Origin of the sequence: Amycolatopsis deserti, from assembly GCF_014653945.1 — a bacterium.
GTDB lineage: Bacteria > Actinomycetota > Actinomycetes > Mycobacteriales > Pseudonocardiaceae > Amycolatopsis_E > Amycolatopsis_E deserti.
The window spans coordinates 789,329-808,833 of sequence record NZ_BNAU01000002.1; the positions used below are offsets into that span (position 1 = coordinate 789,329).

The following is a 19,505-nucleotide window of genomic DNA, read 5'->3' on the forward strand; positions in this document are numbered from 1 at the left end:
CGCCGGGTCAGCCCTCCGCCAGAGCCTCCTCGCGCGTCGTACACAACCGGACGATCTCGCCGGCGCCGGTGATCTCCAGTGGCCGCCGGGTGAAGCCGGAGCCGACCACCACGTGCACCCGGCCCGGCGCCTCGACCCCGGCGGCCAGCACGACCGCGATCCCGGCCGAGGCCAGGAAACTCACCTCGCTCAGGTCGATCACCAGCCGCTGGGCGCACGCGCGCGCCGCGGGCAGGGCGACCGCCTCGAACGCGGGCGCGGTCAAGTGGTCGAGTTCGCCGGCGACGCGCACCAACGTCGCGCCGGACAGGTGCTCCACGTGCACGTCCACGTGCGCGACCGGCTCGCCCGGCTGGAAAGAGGACACCCGCTCGATCTAACCGTGGCCGGCGGACTGCGGAAAGCCCGGTCTTGCGTCCGGCGAGCCCGTGTGGCCTAATATGGCATCAGGTGCCAAAATGGCGTCCCTCACAGGCGAGGCGGAGTGACGAGATGTCCAACGGTTGGTTCGAGACGGTGGCCGAAGCACAGCGGCGGGCGAAGAAGCGCCTGCCCAAGTCGGTCTACGGCGCCCTGGTCGCGGGTTCCGAACGCGGGATCACGGTCGACGACAACATCGCGGCGTTCGCCGAGCTCGGCTTCGCCCCGCACGTCGCCGGCCTGTCCGACAAGCGCGAGCTGGGCACGACGGTGATGGGACAGCCGATCTCGCTGCCGGTGATCATCTCCCCCACCGGCGTGCAGGCCGTGCACCCCGAGGGCGAGGTGGCCGTGGCCCGCGCCGCGGCCGCGCGCGGCACCGCGATGAGCCTGAGCTCGTTCGCCAGCAAGTCCATCGAGGAGGTCGCGGCGGTCAACCCGCAGACCTTCTTCCAGATGTACTGGGTGGGCAGCCGCGACGTGCTGGTGCAGCGCATGGAGCGCGCCCGCGCCGCCGGGGCCGTCGGGCTGATCATGACGCTGGACTGGTCGTTCTCCACCGGCCGCGACTGGGGCAGCCCGGTCATCCCGGAGCGGCTGGACCTCAAGGCGATGGTGCGGTTCGCCCCGGAGGGCATCACGCGGCCGAAGTGGCTGTGGGACTTCGCGAAGACCCGCAAGCTGCCCGACCTGACCACGCCGAACCTGACCCCGCCCGGCGGCACGGCGCCCACGTTCTTCGGCGCCTACGGCGAGTGGATGCAGACGCCGCTGCCGACCTGGGAGGACGTGGCCTGGCTGCGCGAGCAGTGGGGCGGTCCGTTCATGCTCAAGGGCGTCATGCGGGTGGACGACGCCAAGCGGGCGGTGGACGCGGGCGTCACCGCGATCTCGGTGTCCAACCACGGCGGCAACAACCTGGACGGCACGCCGGCCCCGATCCGCGCGCTGCCGTCGATCGCCGACGCCGTGGGCGGTGACATCGAGGTGCTGCTGGACGGCGGCATCCGGCGCGGCAGCGACGTCGTCAAGGCGCTCGCGTTGGGCGCGAAGGCGGTGCTGATCGGCCGCGCGTACCTGTGGGGGCTGGCCGCCAACGGGCAGGCCGGGGTGGAGAACGTGCTGGACATCCTGCGCGGCGGCATCGACTCGGCGATCCTGGGCCTGGGCAAGTCCTCGATCCACGATCTCACCCGCGACGACGTGGTGGTCCCGCCGGGCTTCGAGCGCGCTCTCGGCGTGCCGAAGAGCTGAGCCACCCCGGCGGCGGGCTTCGCGCGGACGGGCCCGCCGCCGGGGTTTCCAGTGAGCTTCGGGACAACTCACTCGGCACCGGACGTTCCGGAAGGTACTTTCAGCAAGCAACCATCCGTGCACGAACTCCGGAGCCGCATGTCCCCGTCTCCCGGCCGCCTCACCGCGGTGCTCGCGCTGGGCGGTGTCGTCGTCGCCGTCATGCAGACGCTCATGGTGCCCCTGCTGGCCGACCTGCCGTCGCTGCTGCACAGCTCCAGCTCCGACACCGCGTGGGTCATCACGATCACCCTGCTCACCGGCGCGGTCGCCACCCCGGTGCTGGGCCGCCTCGGCGACATGTACGGCAAGCGCCGCATGATGATCGTGGCGCTGTCGTTGCAGGTCGCGGGCTCCCTGGTGTGCGGCCTGACGACCGAGCTGCTGCCGATGATGATCGGCCGCGGGTTGCAGGGTTTCGCGATCGGCGCGATCCCGCTGGGCATCAGCATCATGCGCGACGAGCTGCCGCCGGAGCGGCTCGGCGGCGCGGTCGGCCTGATGAGCTCGTCGCTGGGCATCGGCGGCGCGCTCGCCCTCCCGGCCGGGGCACTGGTCGCCGAGCACTTCGACTGGCACATCCTGTTCCTCGGCGCGGCCGCGCTCGGGCTGGTCAGCCTCGTGCTGATCGTGCTCGTGGTGCCGGAATCGGCGGTCCGCTCCCCCGGCCGCTTCGACCTGCCCGGCGCGATCGGGCTGTCCGCGGCGCTGGTCTGCCTGCTGCTGGCGATCTCCAAGGGCGGCGACTGGGGCTGGGGCAGCACGCTGACCCTCGGCTTCGGCGGCGCGGCGGTGGTGCTGTTCGTCGCGTGGGGGTTCCTGCAGCTGCGCACCGCCGAACCGCTGGTCGACCTGCGCACGACCGCGCGCCGCCCGGTCCTGCTCACCAACCTGACCTCGATCATGGTCGGCTTCGCGCTCTACGCGACCCAGCTGGTGCCGCCGCAGCTGCTGCAACTGCCCTCGGGCACCGGCTACGGCCTGGGGTTGTCGATGGTGATCGCCGGGCTGTGCGTCGCACCGTCCGGCCTGCTGATGATGGCGATGTCGCCGGTCGCCGCCCGCCTGATCGCCAAGCGCGGGCCGAAGGTGTCGCTGCTGTGCGGCATCACCGTGCTCGGCGCCGGCTACGGGCTGGGCCTGACCCTGATGGGCGCGGGCTGGCAGATGGCGATCTTCTCCGCGATGGCCGGGGCCGGCGTCGGACTCGCCTACGCGGCCATGCCGAGCCTGATCATGAGCGCGGTGCCGGCCACCGAGACCGCGGCGGCCAACGGGCTCAACACGCTGATGCGCTCGATCGGCACGTCGTCGTCGAGCGCCGTGGTCGGGATGGTGCTCGCAGGCATGACGATCGACTTCGGCGGCACGCCGGTGCCCAGCCTGAACGGGTTCCGCACCACGTTCCTGATCGGCTGCGCCGCGTGCGTGGCCGCGCTGCTGGTCGCGTGCTTCATCCCGGGGCGCGCGCGCCCGGCGGAGACCTTCCTGACCGGCGTGGTGCGTTCCGCGCGCGGCGTGCTCGAAGGCGCGGCGGTGACCCTGATCAGCAAGGACGGGCAGCAGACCGGCACCACGGCCACCGACGCCAACGGCCGGTATTCGCTGAACATCCCCGGCGGCGAGTACGTCCTGGTCTGCTCGGCCGCCGGTTACCAACCGGAGGCGGCGCCCGTGAGCGGACCGGGCGAGGCCGATTTCCGGCTGTCGCCCACCGGCGGCATCACCGGCACCGTCGGCGTGGCCGGCGCGCTGTTGATCGCCGCCGACGAGCGCGGCGAGGTCGCGGGCAGCGTCACCTCCCGCGCGGACGGCTCGTTCCAGCTGTCCGGCCTGCTGCCCGGCCGCTACGCGCTCGCCGTCGCCAGGCACGGCTACCGGACCGTCGCCGTCCCGGTGCGGGTCGACGACGGTCCGGTGCGCTGCGAGATCGTCCTCGTGCCGGAGGACGCGACGGTCACGAACTAGCCGGGAAGCCGTGCCGCCGGGCGCCGAGCACGACGGCCAGCACCGGCACGAGCAGCACCAGCACGGTCCACGGGAACACGCCGGGCCCGAACGCGTCGAGCAGGACCCCGCCGACCACGCCGCCCCCGGCCATGGCCGCGTTCCACAGCGTCACCAGCGCGGCCTGGGCCGTGTCGGCCGCCTCGCCGCCCGCGTTCCCGGCGGCGGTCTGCAGCAGCGTCGGCACCCCGCCCCAGCCCAGGCCCCACAGCCCGGCCGCGACGTAGACGAGCACCGCGCTGCCGGCCAGCACGGCCAGCATCGCCGCGGCGACGGCGACCAGCACGGTCGCGACGATGGTCAGCTCCCGCAGCTGCCGGTCGATGCGCGCGCCGACGATCGCGATGCTCAGCACCGACGCGATCCCGAACACGAGCAGCACCGCGTCGACGCGGACGCCGTGCAGGAACGTCGCCAGGTAGGTGTAGAGGACGTTGTGGGCCAGCACGAACACCAGCGTGACGACCAGGACCGAGGCCACACCCGGGACCGCGACGGCGCGCCGCACCGGGATCCGGGAGCCGTCGCGCTGTCCCGGCTGGTCGGGCACGGCCGCGAGGATCCACGCGATCAGCACGACGGCGATCACCGACATCACGCCGAACGTCACCCGCCAGCCGACGGTCTCGCCGAGGAAGGTGCCGGCCGGCACGCCCAGCGACAGCGCCAGCGGGATCCCGGCCATCACGACCGCGATCGCCTTGCCCTGCAGGTGTTCCGGCGCCATCCGCCGCGCGTAGCCGGCGAGCAGCGCCCACACCACACCGGCGGCCACCCCGGCGGCGAACCGGCCGGCCATGGTCAGCGCGTAGGCGCCGGAGACGGCCGTGACGGTGTTGGCGACGGCGAACCCGGCCACCCCGGCGAGCAGCAGGCGCTTGCGGCTCCAGCCGGCGGTCGCGGCGGACAGCGGGATCGCGGCCAGCGCGGTGCCGATCGCGTAGATCGTGACGGCCTGCCCCATCGCGGACTCGCCGACGCGCAGGTCCGCGCTCATCGCGGGCAGGACCCCGGCGGGCAGGGCTTCGGTGAGGACGGTGATGAACGCCGCGGTCGTCAGCGCCAGCAGGGACCGCAGCGGGAGTCTGGTAGGAGTCAGGACATCGATCACGGCGTTATGCTGAAACCATCACACAGATGTGAAGGTCAAATCGCTGTGAGGGGAACCACATGCGCATCGGGGAGCTGTCCGAACGCACCGAAACGCCCCGCCGCCTGCTGCGGTACTACGAGGAGCAGGGGCTGATCGTGTCCCGGCGGCTGCCGAACGGCTACCGCGACTACGACGAGTACAACGTCGACCGGGTGCTGCAGATCCGCGGCCTGCTCGACGCCGGGCTGCCCACCCGCATCATCAAGCAGATCCTGCCGTGCCTGAACAAGCCACGTACGATCTACTTCCCGGACGCCACGCCGGAGATGCTGGCGACGCTGGAACGCGAGCGCGACCGGATGACCCGCCGCATCGAGTGCCTCGCCCGCAACCGGGACGCCATCAGCGAGTACCTGGACATCGTGCGGCAGGGGCTTCAGCCCGACGTTGCCTGAGCCGCCCGCAGCAGGCGCAGCTGCCCGATTTCGGCGGCGTTCTTCATCAGCTCGGCGTTGACCCACGCAGCCTGGTGCGCCACGGTCAGCCCGGCCTCGGCGGGCCACGGGAAAGCCACCGGGGCGTCCACATCGGACAGCCGGTCGAGGACGCCGCCCCAGTCGGCGGCGAGCTCGCGCAGCCAGGGCACGGCGTGCTCGTCGCCGGGCCAGCCGACCGACTCGCGCTCGCGGGGCGGTCGGCCGTGCGCGTGGTCCAGCGCGACGCTCCACCACCAGCCGACGTGCCAGGTGATCCAGGCGATGGTGGGCACCGGCACGGGGTCGGGTTCGGTGTCGGCCCAGTCGATCGCCCAGCCGTCCCCGGCGGGCCGGACGTGCCAGGTCAGCGGCCCTGGCTCCCAGCGGAAGTCCGCCGGGGTGAGAGCGCTCAGGTGCAGGTCCGCCAGCGACCAGGTCAGGTCGAACTGCCAGCGCAGGAGGGACACGGCCGCCGATGATCGCAGCGCCCGCGCGCGGCGGCCAACCGATTTTTCCGCACGTACACTCGTGGGGTGCGGACGCGACCGACCCTGAGCTGGACGCCGGCGGGCGAGCCGCTGCCCCGGACGACCAGCCTGGACGACGTGGTCCGCATCGCCGAGGGGGGCGGCGTCGTCGTGCTGAGCGGCGCCGGGCTGTCCACCGAATCGGGGATCCCGGACTACCGCGGCGAGACCGGCAGCCTGCGACGGCACACGCCGATGACGTACCAGGAGTTCGTCGCGGCCGAGCACGCGCGGCAGCGGTACTGGGCGCGCAGCCACCTCGGCTGGCGCACGATCGCGCGGGCGCGGCCCAACGACGGCCACCGCGCGGTGGCGGCGCTGCGGGCCGCGGGCGTGGTCGGGGGTGTGATCACGCAGAACGTGGACGGTCTGCACCAGGCGGCCGGCACACCGGACGTGGTCGAGCTGCACGGCAGCCTGGACCGGGTGGTGTGCCTGTCCTGCCGTGCGCTGACGCCGCGCGAGGAGCTGGACCGCCGCCTGCGCGAGGCGAACCCGGACTTCACGGCGACGGCGACGCGGATCAACCCGGACGGCGACGTGGACTTGGCGGACTCCGCGGTGCGCGGTTTCCGCGTGGTGCCGTGCCGTTCCTGCGCCGGTGTGCTCAAACCGGACGTGGTGTTCTTCGGCGAGAACGTCGAACCGTCCCGTGTGGACCGGTGCTACCGGCTGGTGGAGCAGGCGTCGGCGCTGCTGGTGCTCGGCTCGTCCCTGACGGTCATGTCCGGCCTGCGGTTCGTACGCCGCGCCGCCGAGGCCGGCAAGCCCGTCGCGATCATCAACAGAGGCCCCACCCGCGGCGACAAGTACGCGAGCGTGCGGGTGGACCTGCCGCTGGGCCACGCGCTGCCTGAACTGGCGGCACGGCTGACCGCTTGACCGGAGCGGCCGCCGGCTGCCGCTGCGCTCGAGAAGGCGGGCGTGACCGGCACGCCCGCCCCATCGGTGTCCCGGCCACTACAGGTACGGGCGCGTGATCAGCTCGATCGCGTGCCCAGCGGGGTCCTTGAAGTAGACGCCCCGCCCGCCGTGCCCGTGGTTGATCTCCCCCGGCCGCGTCGTCTGCGGATCCGCCCAGTGCTCGATCCCCCGCTCGACGAGCCGCGCGTAGGCGCGGTCGAACAGCTCGTCGTCGACGAGGAAGGCGTAGTGCTGCATCTGGATCTCCACCGGCGGTTCGGCGAACTGCAGCAGCACGCCCCCGTCGAGCATGACGTTGACGAACGGCCCCCACGACGGGGCCTCGGCGACTTCCAGCAGTTCGCGGAAGAAGCGGGCCGACTCGTGGCGGTCCTTGGCGGCGATGATGGTGTGGTTGAAGGTGACGGTCAACGAAGTCCTTTCGATCGGTTGGGTGAACAGCGCGGAAGCAGATGCTTCCCGGCGGTCCACGCGAGCCGATCAGACCGTCACCGGATCGCCTTCCCGTGCGTGGCGCGAGGCCGTTCCGGTGATCACGTCCGCCAGTCTAGGCCGCGATGTCCGGGTCCGGCAACGAGATTGGCTCAGGACGTCATCACGTATGCCGAGATACCGCAGGACCGTTCGACGCAGGTGATCCGCGTGCTCGCAGATGTCCTCGACCGATCCGACTGGGCCCGCGTTTCGACCTCGTTCTCATCGAAGATGCCGCGATGGACTTCCGGTTGTTGTCGTCCAGCAGGACCCATTGTGCCGCTCTGCGAAAGAATCTCGCTGTGTCAATTATTCGAGAGGGCTTGACAACATCATCCGGAACCCTCGCCCGCACCCGAACCCGCCACCCGTCGATCCGTCGAGGCAGACGAACCGTGGTCGGCACACGGAACGCCTCGATGACCGTTGTTCTGAGCTCGCTGTGCGGCGCCGCCACCCGCACCGCCCGGAAGCGACCCGGTGCTGCGAGTGGCGGCGCTGGTTGACGGCCGGCCGCAAGCCGCCTCCGTCGCTGAGGAACAGCTGCTATGCCTGGTCCTTGTGCTGCTCGCCGGTAGCAGCCTGATCTTCGAGCAGGGGACGGTTGGTTGTGCGCATGCCGAAGAGAGCGATCGTGGCACCCCCCAGCACCAGCACGCCCGCGATCACCGCGAAATAGCCGCCGAAGCCCAGCACGGCGACAAGGCCGGCAGTGCCGAATCCTGCGACGAACACACCGATCCGGCCGAGTCCGTTGGCCAAGCCGGTCCCCAGGCCGCGCAGCGGGGTCGGGAACATCTCCGGCAGGTACGCGTACAGGAACACGGTCTGGGTCTGCAGGAACATCGTCACCAGGAATCCGGTGACGAGCACGATCGCGGGCTGACCGGCGGCCCCGAACGCGACCACCAGCGCCCCGACGATCACCGTCATCACGGGGAGCAGCACCTTGCGTTCCCACCGGTCCACCACCGGCCACGCGAGCAGCGCACCGGGAACCGCGGCGATCGAGAAGTAGGAGGTGAAGCTCAGTGCCTGGGACGTGCTGTATCCCTGGTGCACAAGCAGGGTGGGGACATAGGCGTTGTAGCCGTAGAACGCGATGACGATCAGAATCGTGCTGACGCTCATGACGATCGCGTTGCGCCGGTTGCGGCCGCGGAGGAGTTCCGCTGCCCTGCCGGGGCGAACGGCCGGTTCCTCGACGGGAGTGGGCAACCGGCCGCCGACCTTGCTCGTGGCTTCCGCTTCAAGCCGGGCGACGGTCGCCGTGGCGCCGAGGTGATCACCGTGCATGCTCTGCCATCGCACGGACTCCGGCAGGATCCGGATGCCGACGATGCCGACCACGGCCCCAGCCGCGCCGAGGACGAACACCCAGCGCCACATCCCGGGGCCGGCGGGAATCGTCAGGCGCGCGAACCATGCGGCCATCGGGACCCCGATGAGCCCCACCCCCAGCAGCACGGCCTGATACCGCCCGCGCGAGCGCCTGGGGAACATTTCCGCGACGTACACGATCAGCACCCCGGTCATTGCCTGGACGCCGAATCCGGTGAAGAACCGCAGCGCGAGCAACACCGGGAGCGTCGTGGCCAGCGTGGTAAGGAGCGAGAACAGCGAATACGCCAGTACGGCCCCGATGATCGTCCGCTTCCGCCCGAAGCGATCGGACACCCGGCCCCCGACGAGACCGCCGGCGAACATCCCCAGGAAGGTCACTGAGGTGACGGCACTGACGTCCTTGAGCGACAGGCCCCATTCCTGGCTGATCGCCGGCGCGGCATAGGAGAACGAGTTGATGTCGACGAGGTCGAACGCGAACAGCGCCCCGAGTACCGCACACCACAGTTTCTGTGACCGGGTGACGACCGGCAACGAACTCAGTCGTGCCGGTGCCGAATAGGAATTCCGCTGATTGGTAGCCTGGTGTTCGGGTATCGTCATGTGATCCGCTCTTCGTGATCGGGGCTGACGCCGGTAGGAGAAAGGGACGCCAGCGCATGCGTGCGTGATGGATGCCACTGTGCTGAACCCGGTTCGCTGCGGCAATCTAAGTCTCGCCTCGCGCAACCTGTGTTCTGATGAGGTGCTGGATTGTGACATCGAGCGAACCGAAGCGCATCCACGCGTGCGGCCCGGTGGCCGCCGCCAGCAGCGGGCCTAGTTTCGCGGCCGCCGCGGTGAGCGGTGCCGCCAGTCGCCGCAATCCCGCCTCCGGCAACTGCCCCTCCGGGCCGGCGATGGCGACGGCCCCGAGCGGGTAGCCGTCCTCGGGGTCGAGCAAGGCAGCACCGATTCCATTGAGGTGCGGGTGGTTGTCGCTGAACGACATCGCGTACCCGACGGCGCGGATGGTCGCCAGCTCGTGCTCCAGCCAGGACCGCTTGCGCCGCACGTGCGCCGCGATGACCGTCGCGGCCTCTTTCCCTGGCAGGTGGGCGAGGATCGCTCGCCCGCTGCACCCGGAAGTGAGCGGGGCGCGCTCGCCGGCGTCGAAGTCGCGCCGGTGCGGGTTCGCCGCTGGCGCGGCACTGAGGACCAGCACCCGATGCGACCCGCTGCGCAAGTGCAGCGTCGTCGTGTGGCCGGCCTGTGCGGCCAGCGTCGTGAGCAAGGGGTGGGCACGTTGCAACAACGCAGGACGCGGGCCGATCAGCGACGCGAGGGCCAGTGAACGGCTGCCGATCCGATAGCCGCGACGACCGCTGTGGTCGATGTAGCCGTCGCTCTGCAAGCTGCGCAGCACCCGGTAGGTGCTGGCCTTCGGCAAGCCCACCGCGTCCGCGATCGCGTGCAGGCTCGCCGGTTGTTCCATCCCGGCCAGCACTTCGAGCAGCCGCAGACCGCGCCGGAACACGTCCGGCTGCATGGTGGTGGCCTGCTCTGCGTTCATGCCCGGCGCTCCCCTCGCTCGCGTCACCAGTGTCAACAAGCCGGGCCGAAGGTCTCGATACAGGTTTCCATCCCAGGGCCGCCAGGCCTGCGCACACTCGGCCTCCCCCGCCCCGCGGACGCCTGCAGGGACTCGACGGCAGCCAGCCGGGCCACGAGCGCGCCGATCTTGGACGTGGCCTTCGGGCGCCGGGCGACCTCGGCGCTCCCCCGCGCTCCCGCATGGCGAAATGCTCGGGACGGTGCACCGGATGCTCGGGAGCGTTCGCCGAACACGGTTCGCACCACCCCGGCGAACGTGGTGGGTGACGTCGTTGTCATCCATCTGTCTCTCCCCGGGGAGGGTTCAGGAGCGGGTGAGTGCCTTCACGAGGTTGCCCAGATCGGGCTCCTTGTCCAGGGCGAGCACGATGGCGGCGATCGTGTCCGCCTGGCCTTGCGGCACCGCCCGCCCCGCCGTGGTCATGAACTTCGCAACCACCTCGGCTGTCGTGAGCGGGTTGTCCGGGGTCCCCCGGCTCGCCGGCACCCGGCGCGCAACGGTGGTGCCGTCGCCAAGCCGGATGATCACCTCGCCGGGAAAGTGGGCCGGGTAGTCGCTGCGGCGGTCCACCGGGCAGGTCACCTTCGCCGCCAGCGAAAGCACCTCGGGATCGTCGTAGCGTTCGTCGTAGAAGGCGGCCAGGTCGACCCGGCCGGTGACGAGAGCGAGCGCGGTCGCGTACTGGATACTGAAGAGCGCGTCGTAGATCGTGCGCGGCGCGATCTTGCTCTCTCGCGGCTCGGTGACCTGGTGCAGGAGCCGTTCACTCGTCGGGGCTTCGATGCAGGCGATCTCGCTCACCCGCGCGCCGCGTCGGTGTAGTTCGTCCCGCACAGCCAGGGCCGCGTCGATGAACGCATGGGTGAAATGGCAGCACGGGTAGGGCTTGAGCGCGATCTCGGTGGTCGCCCACCGCGACCCCAGCGTGTCGAGCCCGGTTTCGGCCCGGTCCGGTACGCGGCCCACGTGCGCTTGGTAGACGCCGTGCGCGCCTTCGAGCACGGTGGCGGGGCCGGCGAAGCCGGCAGCGCCCATCGTCGCCGCGACGATCCCGCTGTGTGCCGCCCACCCCGGATGCAAGCGCTTGAGCCAGGACCCGTTGATCTCCAGGATACCGGCGGCCTGGCTGCCGGCGAGGCCGAGCGCGCGGACCGCCGCGGCCGGGTCGAGCTTGCGGAGGCGAGCTGCTACGGCGACGGCGGCGAACGTGCCCATGATGCCCGTCGGATGAAACCCGCGGTCGTGGAGCTCGCCGGGCACCGCGCCGGCCAGGCGGCAGCCGATCTCCAGCCCGATCACGTACGCGAGCAGCGCTTCCTGACCGGTCGAGCGGTGTTCCTCCGCCACCGCCAGGGCCGTGGCCAGCGCGGGTGCGGTCGCGTGGTGGACGGCCCCGATGTGCGTGTCGTCGAAGTCCAGGCCGTGGATCAACGTGCCGTTGGCCAGTGCGGCCGATGCCGCGGGCAGACGCGTAGGGAAGCCGACAACCCCGGCATCGTCGCCGGTCCCGAGCTGCCGGGCCGCTTGGTGAATCGCGGTGCCGAAGTCGGTCGTGGACGAGGCCAGGGCGATGCCGAGAGCGTCCAGCGCGTGGAGGCGGGCACGCTCCGTCACTTCCTCTGGTACATCGTCGATCGTCAGGTCCGCGGTGAAGGCCGCGATTTCCTCGGCGTAGGTCTGGTGCGTCATGGTCGCCGGCTTTCGGTGAGCTTCTCCTGGGGGTGGCGGCCGCGCAGTCCGAGCGCGGCAGCCGTATCGAGGACGGCACGGGCCGTCCGGAGGGTCGCCGCGTCGATGAGGTGCCCGTCATGTGCGGCCGCCCCATCGCCACCAGCGACCGCCGCGTCATAGGCCGCGACCATCCGTTCCGCGGCCGCGATCGCCTCTCGGCTCGGTGCGTAGACATCATTGGCGATCTCGATCTGCGCGGGATGGATGGCCCACTTTCCGGTGAACCCGAGTGTCCGCGACCAGACACACTCCCGCCGGTAACCGTCGAGGTTGCCGATGTCACCGTAGGCACCATCGACGGCGGCGACGCCTGCCGTGTGCGCAGCGAGGGAGATGGCCGTGCGCACCGAGTGCCACACGTCTCCCGGGTACAGGTCCTGTCGGTCGTTGCCCGCCACCGCGAGATCGGCGTCCATCGACGCGGAGAAGTCGCCAGGACCGAACACGAGCGACTCGATCCGGTCACTGCTGCGGGCGATCTCGGTGAGCCGCTCGATCGCGGCGACGTCTTCGACCAGCACCTGTATTCCCACCCCGTGTTCGATGCCCAGCTGGGAATCGAGTTCGGTCAGCGTGGTGTCGACCCACCACACGTCACGCGGGGCCACCACTTTCGGCACGACCACGAGATCCACCTGGCTTCCGCTGCTTCCCAGGACGGCGGACAGATCGGACAGCGCCATACCGGTGCCAGGCTGGTTGATCCGGACGGCGAGCAGCCGGTTCGACCAGACGGGATCGCGGCTCACTTCGGCCGCGATGCGGCGTGCCTCGTCCTTGCGGTCCGGGCTTACGCCGTCCTCGAGATCGAGAACCACGACGTCGGCGGCGCTGTGGGCGGCCTTGCCGATCATCCTCGTCGACGTCGCCGGGGTGACCAGGTAACTGCGGCGGCGGACGGTCATGGGCGATCACCGCCTCCCGCAACCAGCCACGGGATCCAGGCCCGGGCGGCCGGCATCGTTCGCGGCAACTGGCAGAGATCGCGCAGGCGACCGAGCGTTTCGGCCGGCCACCCGGCTGCGGTGGCTGCCTGGATCAGCTTGTCGTCGACGACCCGGCGGTTGTCCGGATCGCCGCTCTCGCCGCGCGGCAGGTCGCGGTGGCGCTCCAGCCTGACACCGTCGCCGGTCTGGAGACAGACGGTGGCGGCTGCCGGGCCCTGATCCGGATCGACGGCGACCATGATCCGCGCAGCGAGCGCCTGGACAGCCGGATCGTCCAGGCGCCCGTACGACGCCCACGTCACCTGCCCGTCGAGCAGCGCCACAGCGCACTGGAACCGGACGCTGAACTGCGCGTCGACGACATTGGCCGGACGCACCTTGTGCGGCGCATCCCCACCCACGATCGAGTCCGCCCGCGGGCTGATCACGACCGTGACCGAATCGGCGCGTCGCATGCCCAGCTCAGAATGCAGATCCAGGCAGATGTCCGTCGCGGCGTGCGTCAGGCGGCACGACGGATAGGGTTTGAACCCGGTGTCGAGCAAGTACCAGGTCCTGCCCAGATCCGCGGTCAGCGCGCCCGGATCCGGTACCGTGCCGAAGTTGATCAAAGCGCCGGCGTCGCCTTCGATCGCGGCCGCAGAACCACGGAACCCCGACGCCGCCAGAAGCGCCGCGGTCAACCCGTTCCGCGCGGCGAGACCCGCATGCAGGCGCTTGTTCCACGCACCGTTGCAGAGATACTGCATCGACCCCGACGCCATCGACCCGGCCAGCCCAAGCGCGGATTCGGTCGTGGCGGCGTCCAGGCCCAGCACCCTCGCCGCCCCGGCCGCGGCGCCGAACGTGCCGGCGATCGCCGTCGGGTGGAATCCGCGGTCGTACGCGCCCCCGCCGATCGCACGGCCGACCCGGCAGCAGACCTCGTGCCCGGCCACCAGCCCGCTCAGCACGTCGGGTCCGGCCGCGCCCGCGTGCTCCGCGGCGGCCAGCACCGCGGGAATGACAGGTGCGCCGGGGTGCGAGCACGCCGGGATGTTGGTGTCGTCGAAATCGAGGCTGTGAGCGAACATCCCGTTCAGGAGTGCGGCGTGTTCCGGAGTCGCCGTGCCGCGCCTGCCGATCACGGTGCAGGGTCCGCCGTCGTCGCCCAGCGCGCGGACCGTGCGCAGCACCGGCTCCGACGACTCGAGGCGGGCCCCCAGGGTCGCGACGGCCAGGAAGTCCGCGAGGCACAGTCCCGTCAGGTCGATCACCGCAGCAGGCGGGCCACCGGCGGTAACGCCGGCGGCGAGTTCGCTCAGCTGCCTGGTCGCACCGCCGCTCATGCTGCCCGCATCTTCGAAAGGTTGGCGCGCCGGTACTCGACGACGACCTCGTCCCGCTGGTTGTACCCCGTGGTACGCCATTCCACGACGCCCCAGCCGGGCCGTGAGCGGGTCACCTTCGTCGTCAGGACTTCGGAGCGGGCGCGGACGGTGTCGCCTGCGTAGGTCACCGCCCCGTACACCAGGTCTTCGATGCCGAGGAACGGCCCGCCGGCTTCGGACAGGTCCTCGACGGACAGCCCGAGCACAGTGGAGTAGACCAGGAACTGGTTGATCGGGATCGTGCGGTAGCCGAGGCGCCGCGCGTACGGCTCATCGAAGTACATCGGATTGTGGTGCATCATCCGGGTGCTGTAGGCGATGCTCTCGGCCAGGGTGAAGGTCCGTCCCCAGTGGTGGACGAACTCCCGGCCCACTTCGAAGTCCTCGAAGGACAGGCCGCGGGTGCGAACGACAGTGGTCATGACTCTCCCGATCGGGTCGTCTCGGGGCGTGCGCCGGGGCGTCGCCGCCGTCGGAGTGGTCCCCACTCTAAATATCAGAGGTTTTTTGTCAAGCCCCTTGCCGAGGCTCGCCCGCGTTGCTTACGGTCAATACCTCTGATGTTTTAGCTGCACGGGAAACCGTTGAACAGCCTGGAAAACCTCAAGGAAGCAGGTGCCCACATGGCTGCTGCCGTCAAGATCGACTACGACGAGCTGAGGGAGGCGACGCGTGAGTTCGCCGATCGCGAGGTCGCGCCGATCGCGGCGCAACTCGATCTCGAGGACGCGCGCATCCCCATCGACCTCTACGAGAAAATGGGCAAGATCGGTTACTTCGGGATCATGGCGCCCGAGGAGTACGGAGGACTCGGGCTCGGTGCACGAGCTCTCGGGGTCGTCACCGAGGAGCTGTGCCGCGCCAGCCTTTCGGTCGGCAGCCTCATCCAGCGCAACGTGGTGACCGGAAGCATCATCGCCCACCATGGCACCGAGGACCAGAAAAGCCGGTACGCGCCGGGCCTCGCCAGCGGTGAACTACAGTCGGCGTCCGCCGGTACGGAACCCAATGCCGGCTCCGATGCAGCGAACATCCAGACGACCGCACGCCGGGACGGGGACCACTATATCGTCAAGGGCACCAAGCAGTGGTGCACGAACGCCGACGTGGCTGACGTGCTCTTCCTTTACGTGCGCACCTCAGACACGTCCAAACACAGCGGCCTCAGCCTCCTGCTCGTCGACAAGCCGCGGGATGGGTTCCTGCCCCCGAAGCTGGACGGCACCCATCTCGCGACCGCCGGCTATCGGGGAATGAAGTCGTTCCAGCTCTACTTCGACAATCTCGACGTCCCGGCGGACAACCTCGTCGGCGGCGAAGAAGGCCACGCCTTCGCCCAACTCATGGCGGGCTACGAAATCGCCCGGACAGGGTTCGCCTTCCGCTGTGTGGGGCTCGCACAGGCCGCCTACGAAGCCGCCGTTCGCCACGCCGAGGAGCGGGTTCAGTTCGACAAGCCGCTCAAGGAGTTCCAGGCCGTCCGGTTCCGGCTCGCCGACATGCGGACGCAGATCGAAGCGGCGCGGGCGCTGGCGACGCAAGCCGCCGAGAAGCTCGACTCCGGCGCGCGCGCCGATCTGGAGGCCGGAATGGCCAAACTGTTCGCGGCGGACATGGCGCACAAGGTCTGCTGGGACGCGCTGTACATCCACGGTGGCAACGGGTACGCCATCGACGCGCCGGTGAACCGGTACTGGCGCGACAGCGGGCTGCTGCCCATCGGCGAAGGGACCAGCGACATCCAGCGCGAAATCATCGCGCGCTCGATCGTGGGACGGAGCACACGCTGATCATGGCCTGCACCAGTCACGACAACTACTGGGAAGACTTCGCTGTCGGCACCCGGTACGAGCACGCCCGCGGCCGCACCGTGAGCAACGAGGACAACCTCGCGATCACACACCAAACCCTCAACACCGCGCAGGCACACTTCAACCTCGACTTCCTGAGTGGCCTCATGGATGGCGTCTTCGAAGAGCGGCTCGTCATGGGAGCGGTGAACCTGGCGATCATCATCGGCTTGACGACGGAGGACATGAGCGAGAACGCGATCGCGGACGTCGGGATGACCGAGATCCGCCTCACCAACCCGGTGTACCGAGAGGACACGCTCTACGCTTCCAGCGAGGTCGTGGACGTGCGCGAATCCACTCGCGAAGACGCCGGGCTCATGACGTACCGCTTCACGGGCCGGAAAGCCGACGGCACGGAGGTCGCGACGGGCCTGCGGACGGTCATGCTGAAGAAGCGCTCGCACTGGGCAGAGGCGGACGGGAACGCGGCCGGGGGTGAGCTGGATGCCATCAGCGCTTGACGGAATCCGGGTCATCGACACGACGCAGGGCGTGGCCGGGCCTATGGCGACCCGGCTGCTGGCGCAGATGGGCGCCGACGTGATCAAGGTCGAGCGCCCGGGAAACGGCGACCCCGTCCGGCTGTGGGATGACATCGTCAACGGGATGGCGTCCGGGCACGCCTGGGTCAACCCCGGCAAACGAAGCCTCGCCCTCGATCTCAAATCCCCGGAGGGGCTCGAGATCTTCCTCGAGCTGGTCGCCGGGGCGGATGTGCTGATCGAGAACTTCGTGCCCGGCACCATGGAATCCTTCGGCATCGACTTCGATCAACTCCGGCGCGACAACCCGCGTCTGATCGTGTGCCGTATCTCCGGATTCGGCCAGGACGGCCCGTATCGCGACCGCTCGGCCCTCGATTTGATCATCCAGGGAGAAACCGGACTGATCAGCACCAACGGCACGCCCGAGCAGCCGGCCAAGATCTCCGTTTCGCTGTGCGACATCGCCGGTTCGATGTACGCGCTGACCGCGATCCTGGAGTCGTTGTACCACCGGGAGCGCACCGGCGACGGCCAGCAGATCGACCTGGCACTGTTCGACGCGGTGATGACGTGGACGGGATACTTCCCGTATATGTGGTGGTACGGCGGAACCGAGCCAGGGCGGGTCGGGCTCAACCACCACACGATGTTCCCCTACGGCGCGTACGACTGCGCCGACGAGCGGCAAGTCATCGTCGCCGCCGGCGCGGGCAGCCGCGAACAGTGGCTGAAGTTCTGCACCGCGATCGAGCACCTCGAACTGGTCGACGACCCGCTGTACTCGTCCAACCGCGCGCGCATCGAGAACAAGGTGAAGCTCGACCCGATCGTGCGGAACGCCATCCTGGCCCGCCCGCTGAAGCACTGGACGGAGCGGTTCCACGAGGTCGGGATCCCGGCGGGGGCGGTGAACGAGTTCTCCGAGGGCCTCTCGCATCCGCGGATCGCGCACCGCGGTTTCGTCAAGGACGTCGACAGCGCGGTCGGCCCGGTCAAGACGTTCGACTTCGCACCGCAAATCTCCGGTCTGGACTCGGTGAACCGGCTGGGGCCGCCGCTGGTCGGTGAGCATTCCGGCGAGGTGCTCACGGAGCTGGGCATCAGCCCGTCCAGGATCTGCGCACTCCGCGAGCGCGGCGTGATCCAGTGACCGGTGTGGGGTCGCGGGCGGAATCCCGCGGCCCCACATCAGCGCGGTGTCTGCTTCTTGCCGCGCCGGCCGAGCTTGACGTACACCGGGTGGAGACTGTCCAGGTGGCGGCGCATGGCTTCCTCGGCCCCCGCCGCGTCCCGGGCCTCGACGGCCTCGAGGATTTCCTTGTGCTCTCGAGACACCTGGTCCCGGAATCCAACGCCGGCATGATCGCGTTCGATGTTCCTGTGCAACGCCGCGCTGATCGGCGACAGCAGAGCCCGCAGCAGCGGATTCGCCGTCGCATCAAGAAGCGTGTTGTGGAACTCGTTGTTGGGACTCCACGTCGCATCATCCACAGTAGCGTCAAGGTCCACGATAGACTGCCGCAGCGCGGCGATGTGCTCGTCGGAACGACGCTCCGCCGCGATCCCGCAGGCCGGGATCTCCAGGAAGCGGCGGGCCTCGAGGATCTGTTCGGCGCTCAACTGGCTGCGGGCCAGCATCACGAGCGAGTTGCGCAAGTAGGCCTCGATGTCGTCGGTGGACGGCTCGACAACGAACGTGCCGCCGGTGACGCCCCGTGTGGCGATAACGAGCTTCTCCGCGGCGAGCGTGCGTAGCGCCTCGCGCCAAGTGCTGCGGGACACGCCGTAGCGCGCCATCAGCTCCGGTTCCGGCGGCAGGCGCTCCCCTGCCGCCAGGTCGCCGCTCATGATCTGGCTGCGCAGCGTGTCGGCAAGCTGCTGATACTGGGGAACCCGGGCGCCGGACACCATGCCGACCATCTTAGGCGCTCCTGCCCGCCGCTTCGCAGAGCACCCGGAAAACATCAGAGATTTTCACCCGGAACGTCGATCCGTCAGGACCTCCCAGCCGGACCGCCCAAGCCGGGTCACCGCAAGCACGACTAGATGGGCGGGTTGAACCGTCACGGGTTGGGGACCGCTTCCTTGCGTGAGGATGATGGTCACCATCTGCCGAGCGCTCACCGAGCACGGAATCCAGATCACGTCCCGGACCTACCGCAGAGCCCGCCGCCGGCCACTCTCAGACCGCAACATCGCCGACGCGTATCTGGAGAACACCCCGCGGGGCGCCCAGGGCGGCAGGCGGCGGAAGGACTCGGTTTCAACGGCGAACAACGCATCACGATCCGCGCCAAGGGCACCACTCGAGCCCCCGACCAGCTCAACCCGGGCTTCAGCGCCGAGCCTCGAACCGGGCGTGGGTCGCCGGCTTCACCTACGTATCGACCTGGACCGGATGGGCATATGTGGCGTTCGTGTTCGACGTCCAACTTCTTCAGCCGACGGTGTGTCAAGGACCTCGTGCCCGACACGCTGCTGCGTGGAGCAACGACCGGCGAGGAATGGTTTCAACCCGGGTTCCGTCGCAATTGCTGGAAGCACCAGGAAGACTCGAGCATTCGCTATCTCGGCATCAGCGGTCTCAACTGGGGCCGTTTCGGCGCGGTTTCCTCGACGGATCGACCTGCCGCACACCCGCGTGGCAAGATGATCATCCACGTCGACTGGGAGGGAACATCAGTGAAGCGAGCTTTGACGACGGCAGTGGTCACCTCGGCCGCGGTTGGCATGGTGCTGGCCGGCGCGGGCACGGCGTCCGCGCAGGATCCGTACGCCAAGTACTCCACGGAATCGGCTTGCCGGACCGCGGGGTTCCAGTACGTGGCGTCGGGTAAGGCGTACCGGTACGACTGCACCGGACCGCACTCAGGCAGCCCGGCCAGCCAGAAGTGGTGGCTGTACCTGATCTGATCGCACTGGCAGCGGCCGCGCGGACCTGCCGCGGCGAGCGGTGACGTGGCCGCG

General features: G+C 69.7%; 19 protein-coding genes. 8 read left to right on the forward strand and 11 right to left on the reverse strand.

The features are described from left to right. Positions 1–7: 7 nt before the first annotated feature. A complete protein-coding gene (locus IE290_RS12245; RefSeq protein WP_191244660.1) occupies positions 8–367 on the reverse strand; it encodes an STAS domain-containing protein in 360 nt (119 codons plus the stop codon). A 125-nt stretch (positions 368–492) separates the two neighbouring features. Between IE290_RS12245 and mftD the strand changes: the two genes are divergently transcribed. After that, on the forward strand, positions 493–1,674 hold the full coding sequence (gene mftD / locus IE290_RS12250) for a pre-mycofactocin synthase MftD (RefSeq protein ID WP_191244661.1): 1,182 nt from the start codon (positions 493–495) through the stop codon (positions 1,672–1,674). Between the two features lie 138 nt (positions 1,675–1,812). After that, positions 1,813–3,681, forward strand: a complete 1,869-nt coding sequence (locus IE290_RS12255; RefSeq protein WP_191244662.1) for an MFS transporter — start codon at positions 1,813–1,815, stop codon at positions 3,679–3,681. Here the strand turns inward: IE290_RS12255 and IE290_RS12260 are convergent. After that, complete coding sequence (locus tag IE290_RS12260) at positions 3,671–4,831, reverse strand: MFS transporter (RefSeq protein WP_191244663.1); 1,161 nt, start codon at positions 4,829–4,831, stop codon at positions 3,671–3,673. The genes IE290_RS12255 and IE290_RS12260 overlap by 11 nt on opposite strands. 59 nt (positions 4,832–4,890) lie before the next feature. Between IE290_RS12260 and IE290_RS12265 the strand changes: the two genes are divergently transcribed. Next, on the forward strand, positions 4,891–5,268 hold the full coding sequence (locus IE290_RS12265; RefSeq protein ID WP_191244664.1) for a MerR family transcriptional regulator: 378 nt from the start codon (positions 4,891–4,893) through the stop codon (positions 5,266–5,268). Here IE290_RS12265 and IE290_RS12270 read toward each other — a convergent pair. Continuing rightward, positions 5,250–5,756: a DinB family protein gene (locus IE290_RS12270; protein ID WP_191244665.1), complete on the reverse strand. Its 507-nt coding sequence runs from the start codon at positions 5,754–5,756 to the stop codon at positions 5,250–5,252. The genes IE290_RS12265 and IE290_RS12270 overlap by 19 nt on opposite strands. Positions 5,757–5,822: 66 nt before the next feature. On the opposite strand from IE290_RS12270, the gene IE290_RS12275 reads away from it, so the two are divergent. Further along, a complete protein-coding gene (locus tag IE290_RS12275) occupies positions 5,823–6,698 on the forward strand; it encodes an NAD-dependent protein deacetylase (RefSeq protein ID WP_191244666.1) in 876 nt (291 codons plus the stop codon). A 78-nt stretch (positions 6,699–6,776) separates the two neighbouring features. Here IE290_RS12275 and IE290_RS12280 read toward each other — a convergent pair whose 3' ends face one another. The 7 genes from IE290_RS12280 to IE290_RS12310 all read right to left on the reverse strand — a co-directional run bounded on the left by IE290_RS12280 (position 6,777) and on the right by IE290_RS12310 (position 14,622). Next, positions 6,777–7,151 carry a VOC family protein gene (locus IE290_RS12280; RefSeq protein ID WP_191244667.1) on the reverse strand — a complete coding sequence of 125 codons (375 nt, stop codon included), beginning with the start codon at positions 7,149–7,151 and terminating at the stop codon, positions 6,777–6,779. A 609-nt stretch (positions 7,152–7,760) separates the two neighbouring features. Further along, positions 7,761–9,161, reverse strand: a complete 1,401-nt coding sequence (locus IE290_RS12285; RefSeq protein ID WP_191244668.1) for an MFS transporter — start codon at positions 9,159–9,161, stop codon at positions 7,761–7,763. A gap of 106 nt (positions 9,162–9,267) precedes the next feature. Beyond that, on the reverse strand, positions 9,268–10,110 hold the full coding sequence (locus IE290_RS12290) for an IclR family transcriptional regulator (RefSeq protein WP_229874431.1): 843 nt from the start codon (positions 10,108–10,110) through the stop codon (positions 9,268–9,270). A gap of 345 nt (positions 10,111–10,455) precedes the next feature. Further along, positions 10,456–11,841: an MmgE/PrpD family protein gene (locus tag IE290_RS12295; protein WP_191244669.1), complete on the reverse strand. Its 1,386-nt coding sequence runs from the start codon at positions 11,839–11,841 to the stop codon at positions 10,456–10,458. Then, positions 11,838–12,788 carry an HpcH/HpaI aldolase/citrate lyase family protein gene (locus tag IE290_RS12300; RefSeq protein ID WP_191244670.1) on the reverse strand — a complete coding sequence of 317 codons (951 nt, stop codon included), beginning with the start codon at positions 12,786–12,788 and terminating at the stop codon, positions 11,838–11,840. Before IE290_RS12300 ends, IE290_RS12295 begins: the two co-directional genes overlap by 4 nt. Further along, on the reverse strand, positions 12,785–14,158 hold the full coding sequence (locus tag IE290_RS12305; protein ID WP_191244671.1) for an MmgE/PrpD family protein: 1,374 nt from the start codon (positions 14,156–14,158) through the stop codon (positions 12,785–12,787). The genes IE290_RS12300 and IE290_RS12305 overlap by 4 nt, the downstream gene beginning before the upstream one ends. Further along, positions 14,155–14,622 carry a MaoC family dehydratase gene (locus tag IE290_RS12310; protein WP_191244672.1) on the reverse strand — a complete coding sequence of 156 codons (468 nt, stop codon included), beginning with the start codon at positions 14,620–14,622 and terminating at the stop codon, positions 14,155–14,157. The genes IE290_RS12305 and IE290_RS12310 overlap by 4 nt, the downstream gene beginning before the upstream one ends. 201 nt (positions 14,623–14,823) lie before the next feature. On the opposite strand from IE290_RS12310, the gene IE290_RS12315 reads away from it, so the two are divergent. From IE290_RS12315 to IE290_RS12325, 3 genes are read left to right on the forward strand one after another with little or no spacing between them, the layout of a single operon-like run. Further along, a complete protein-coding gene (locus IE290_RS12315; RefSeq protein ID WP_191244673.1) occupies positions 14,824–15,990 on the forward strand; it encodes an acyl-CoA dehydrogenase family protein in 1,167 nt (388 codons plus the stop codon). 2 nt (positions 15,991–15,992) lie between these two features. Beyond that, the gene (locus IE290_RS12320) at positions 15,993–16,514 is read left to right on the forward strand and encodes a MaoC family dehydratase (RefSeq protein ID WP_191244674.1); all 522 of its coding nucleotides are present in this window, start codon (positions 15,993–15,995) and stop codon (positions 16,512–16,514) included. After that, positions 16,498–17,688: a CaiB/BaiF CoA transferase family protein gene (locus IE290_RS12325; protein WP_191244675.1), complete on the forward strand. Its 1,191-nt coding sequence runs from the start codon at positions 16,498–16,500 to the stop codon at positions 17,686–17,688. Before IE290_RS12320 ends, IE290_RS12325 begins: the two co-directional genes overlap by 17 nt. Positions 17,689–17,726: 38 nt before the next feature. Here the strand turns inward: IE290_RS12325 and IE290_RS12330 are convergent, their stop codons facing one another. Continuing rightward, complete coding sequence (locus IE290_RS12330) at positions 17,727–18,458, reverse strand: FadR/GntR family transcriptional regulator (protein ID WP_191244676.1); 732 nt, start codon at positions 18,456–18,458, stop codon at positions 17,727–17,729. A 543-nt stretch (positions 18,459–19,001) separates the two neighbouring features. Between IE290_RS12330 and IE290_RS12335 the strand changes: the two genes are divergently transcribed. Further along, positions 19,002–19,451, forward strand: a complete 450-nt coding sequence (locus tag IE290_RS12335; RefSeq protein WP_191244677.1) for a hypothetical protein — start codon at positions 19,002–19,004, stop codon at positions 19,449–19,451. The last annotated feature ends 54 nt before the right edge of the window (positions 19,452–19,505 follow it).

Coding starts and splice junctions, on each gene's coding strand:
- mftD (WP_191244661.1), top strand. CDS start 493: ATGTCCAACGGTTGGTTCGAGACGGTGGCCGAAGCACAGCGGCGGGCG.
- IE290_RS12255 (WP_191244662.1), top strand. CDS start 1,813: ATGTCCCCGTCTCCCGGCCGCCTCACCGCGGTGCTCGCGCTGGGCGGT.
- IE290_RS12265 (WP_191244664.1), top strand. CDS start 4,891: ATGCGCATCGGGGAGCTGTCCGAACGCACCGAAACGCCCCGCCGCCTG.
- IE290_RS12285 (WP_191244668.1), bottom strand. CDS start 9,161: ATGACGATACCCGAACACCAGGCTACCAATCAGCGGAATTCCTATTCG.
- IE290_RS12290 (WP_229874431.1), bottom strand. CDS start 10,110: ATGAACGCAGAGCAGGCCACCACCATGCAGCCGGACGTGTTCCGGCGC.
- IE290_RS12295 (WP_191244669.1), bottom strand. CDS start 11,841: ATGACGCACCAGACCTACGCCGAGGAAATCGCGGCCTTCACCGCGGAC.
- IE290_RS12300 (WP_191244670.1), bottom strand. CDS start 12,788: ATGACCGTCCGCCGCCGCAGTTACCTGGTCACCCCGGCGACGTCGACG.
- IE290_RS12305 (WP_191244671.1), bottom strand. CDS start 14,158: ATGAGCGGCGGTGCGACCAGGCAGCTGAGCGAACTCGCCGCCGGCGTT.
- IE290_RS12310 (WP_191244672.1), bottom strand. CDS start 14,622: ATGACCACTGTCGTTCGCACCCGCGGCCTGTCCTTCGAGGACTTCGAA.
- IE290_RS12315 (WP_191244673.1), top strand. CDS start 14,824: ATGGCTGCTGCCGTCAAGATCGACTACGACGAGCTGAGGGAGGCGACG.
- IE290_RS12320 (WP_191244674.1), top strand. CDS start 15,993: ATGGCCTGCACCAGTCACGACAACTACTGGGAAGACTTCGCTGTCGGC.
- IE290_RS12325 (WP_191244675.1), top strand. CDS start 16,498: ATGCCATCAGCGCTTGACGGAATCCGGGTCATCGACACGACGCAGGGC.
- IE290_RS12330 (WP_191244676.1), bottom strand. CDS start 18,458: ATGGTCGGCATGGTGTCCGGCGCCCGGGTTCCCCAGTATCAGCAGCTT.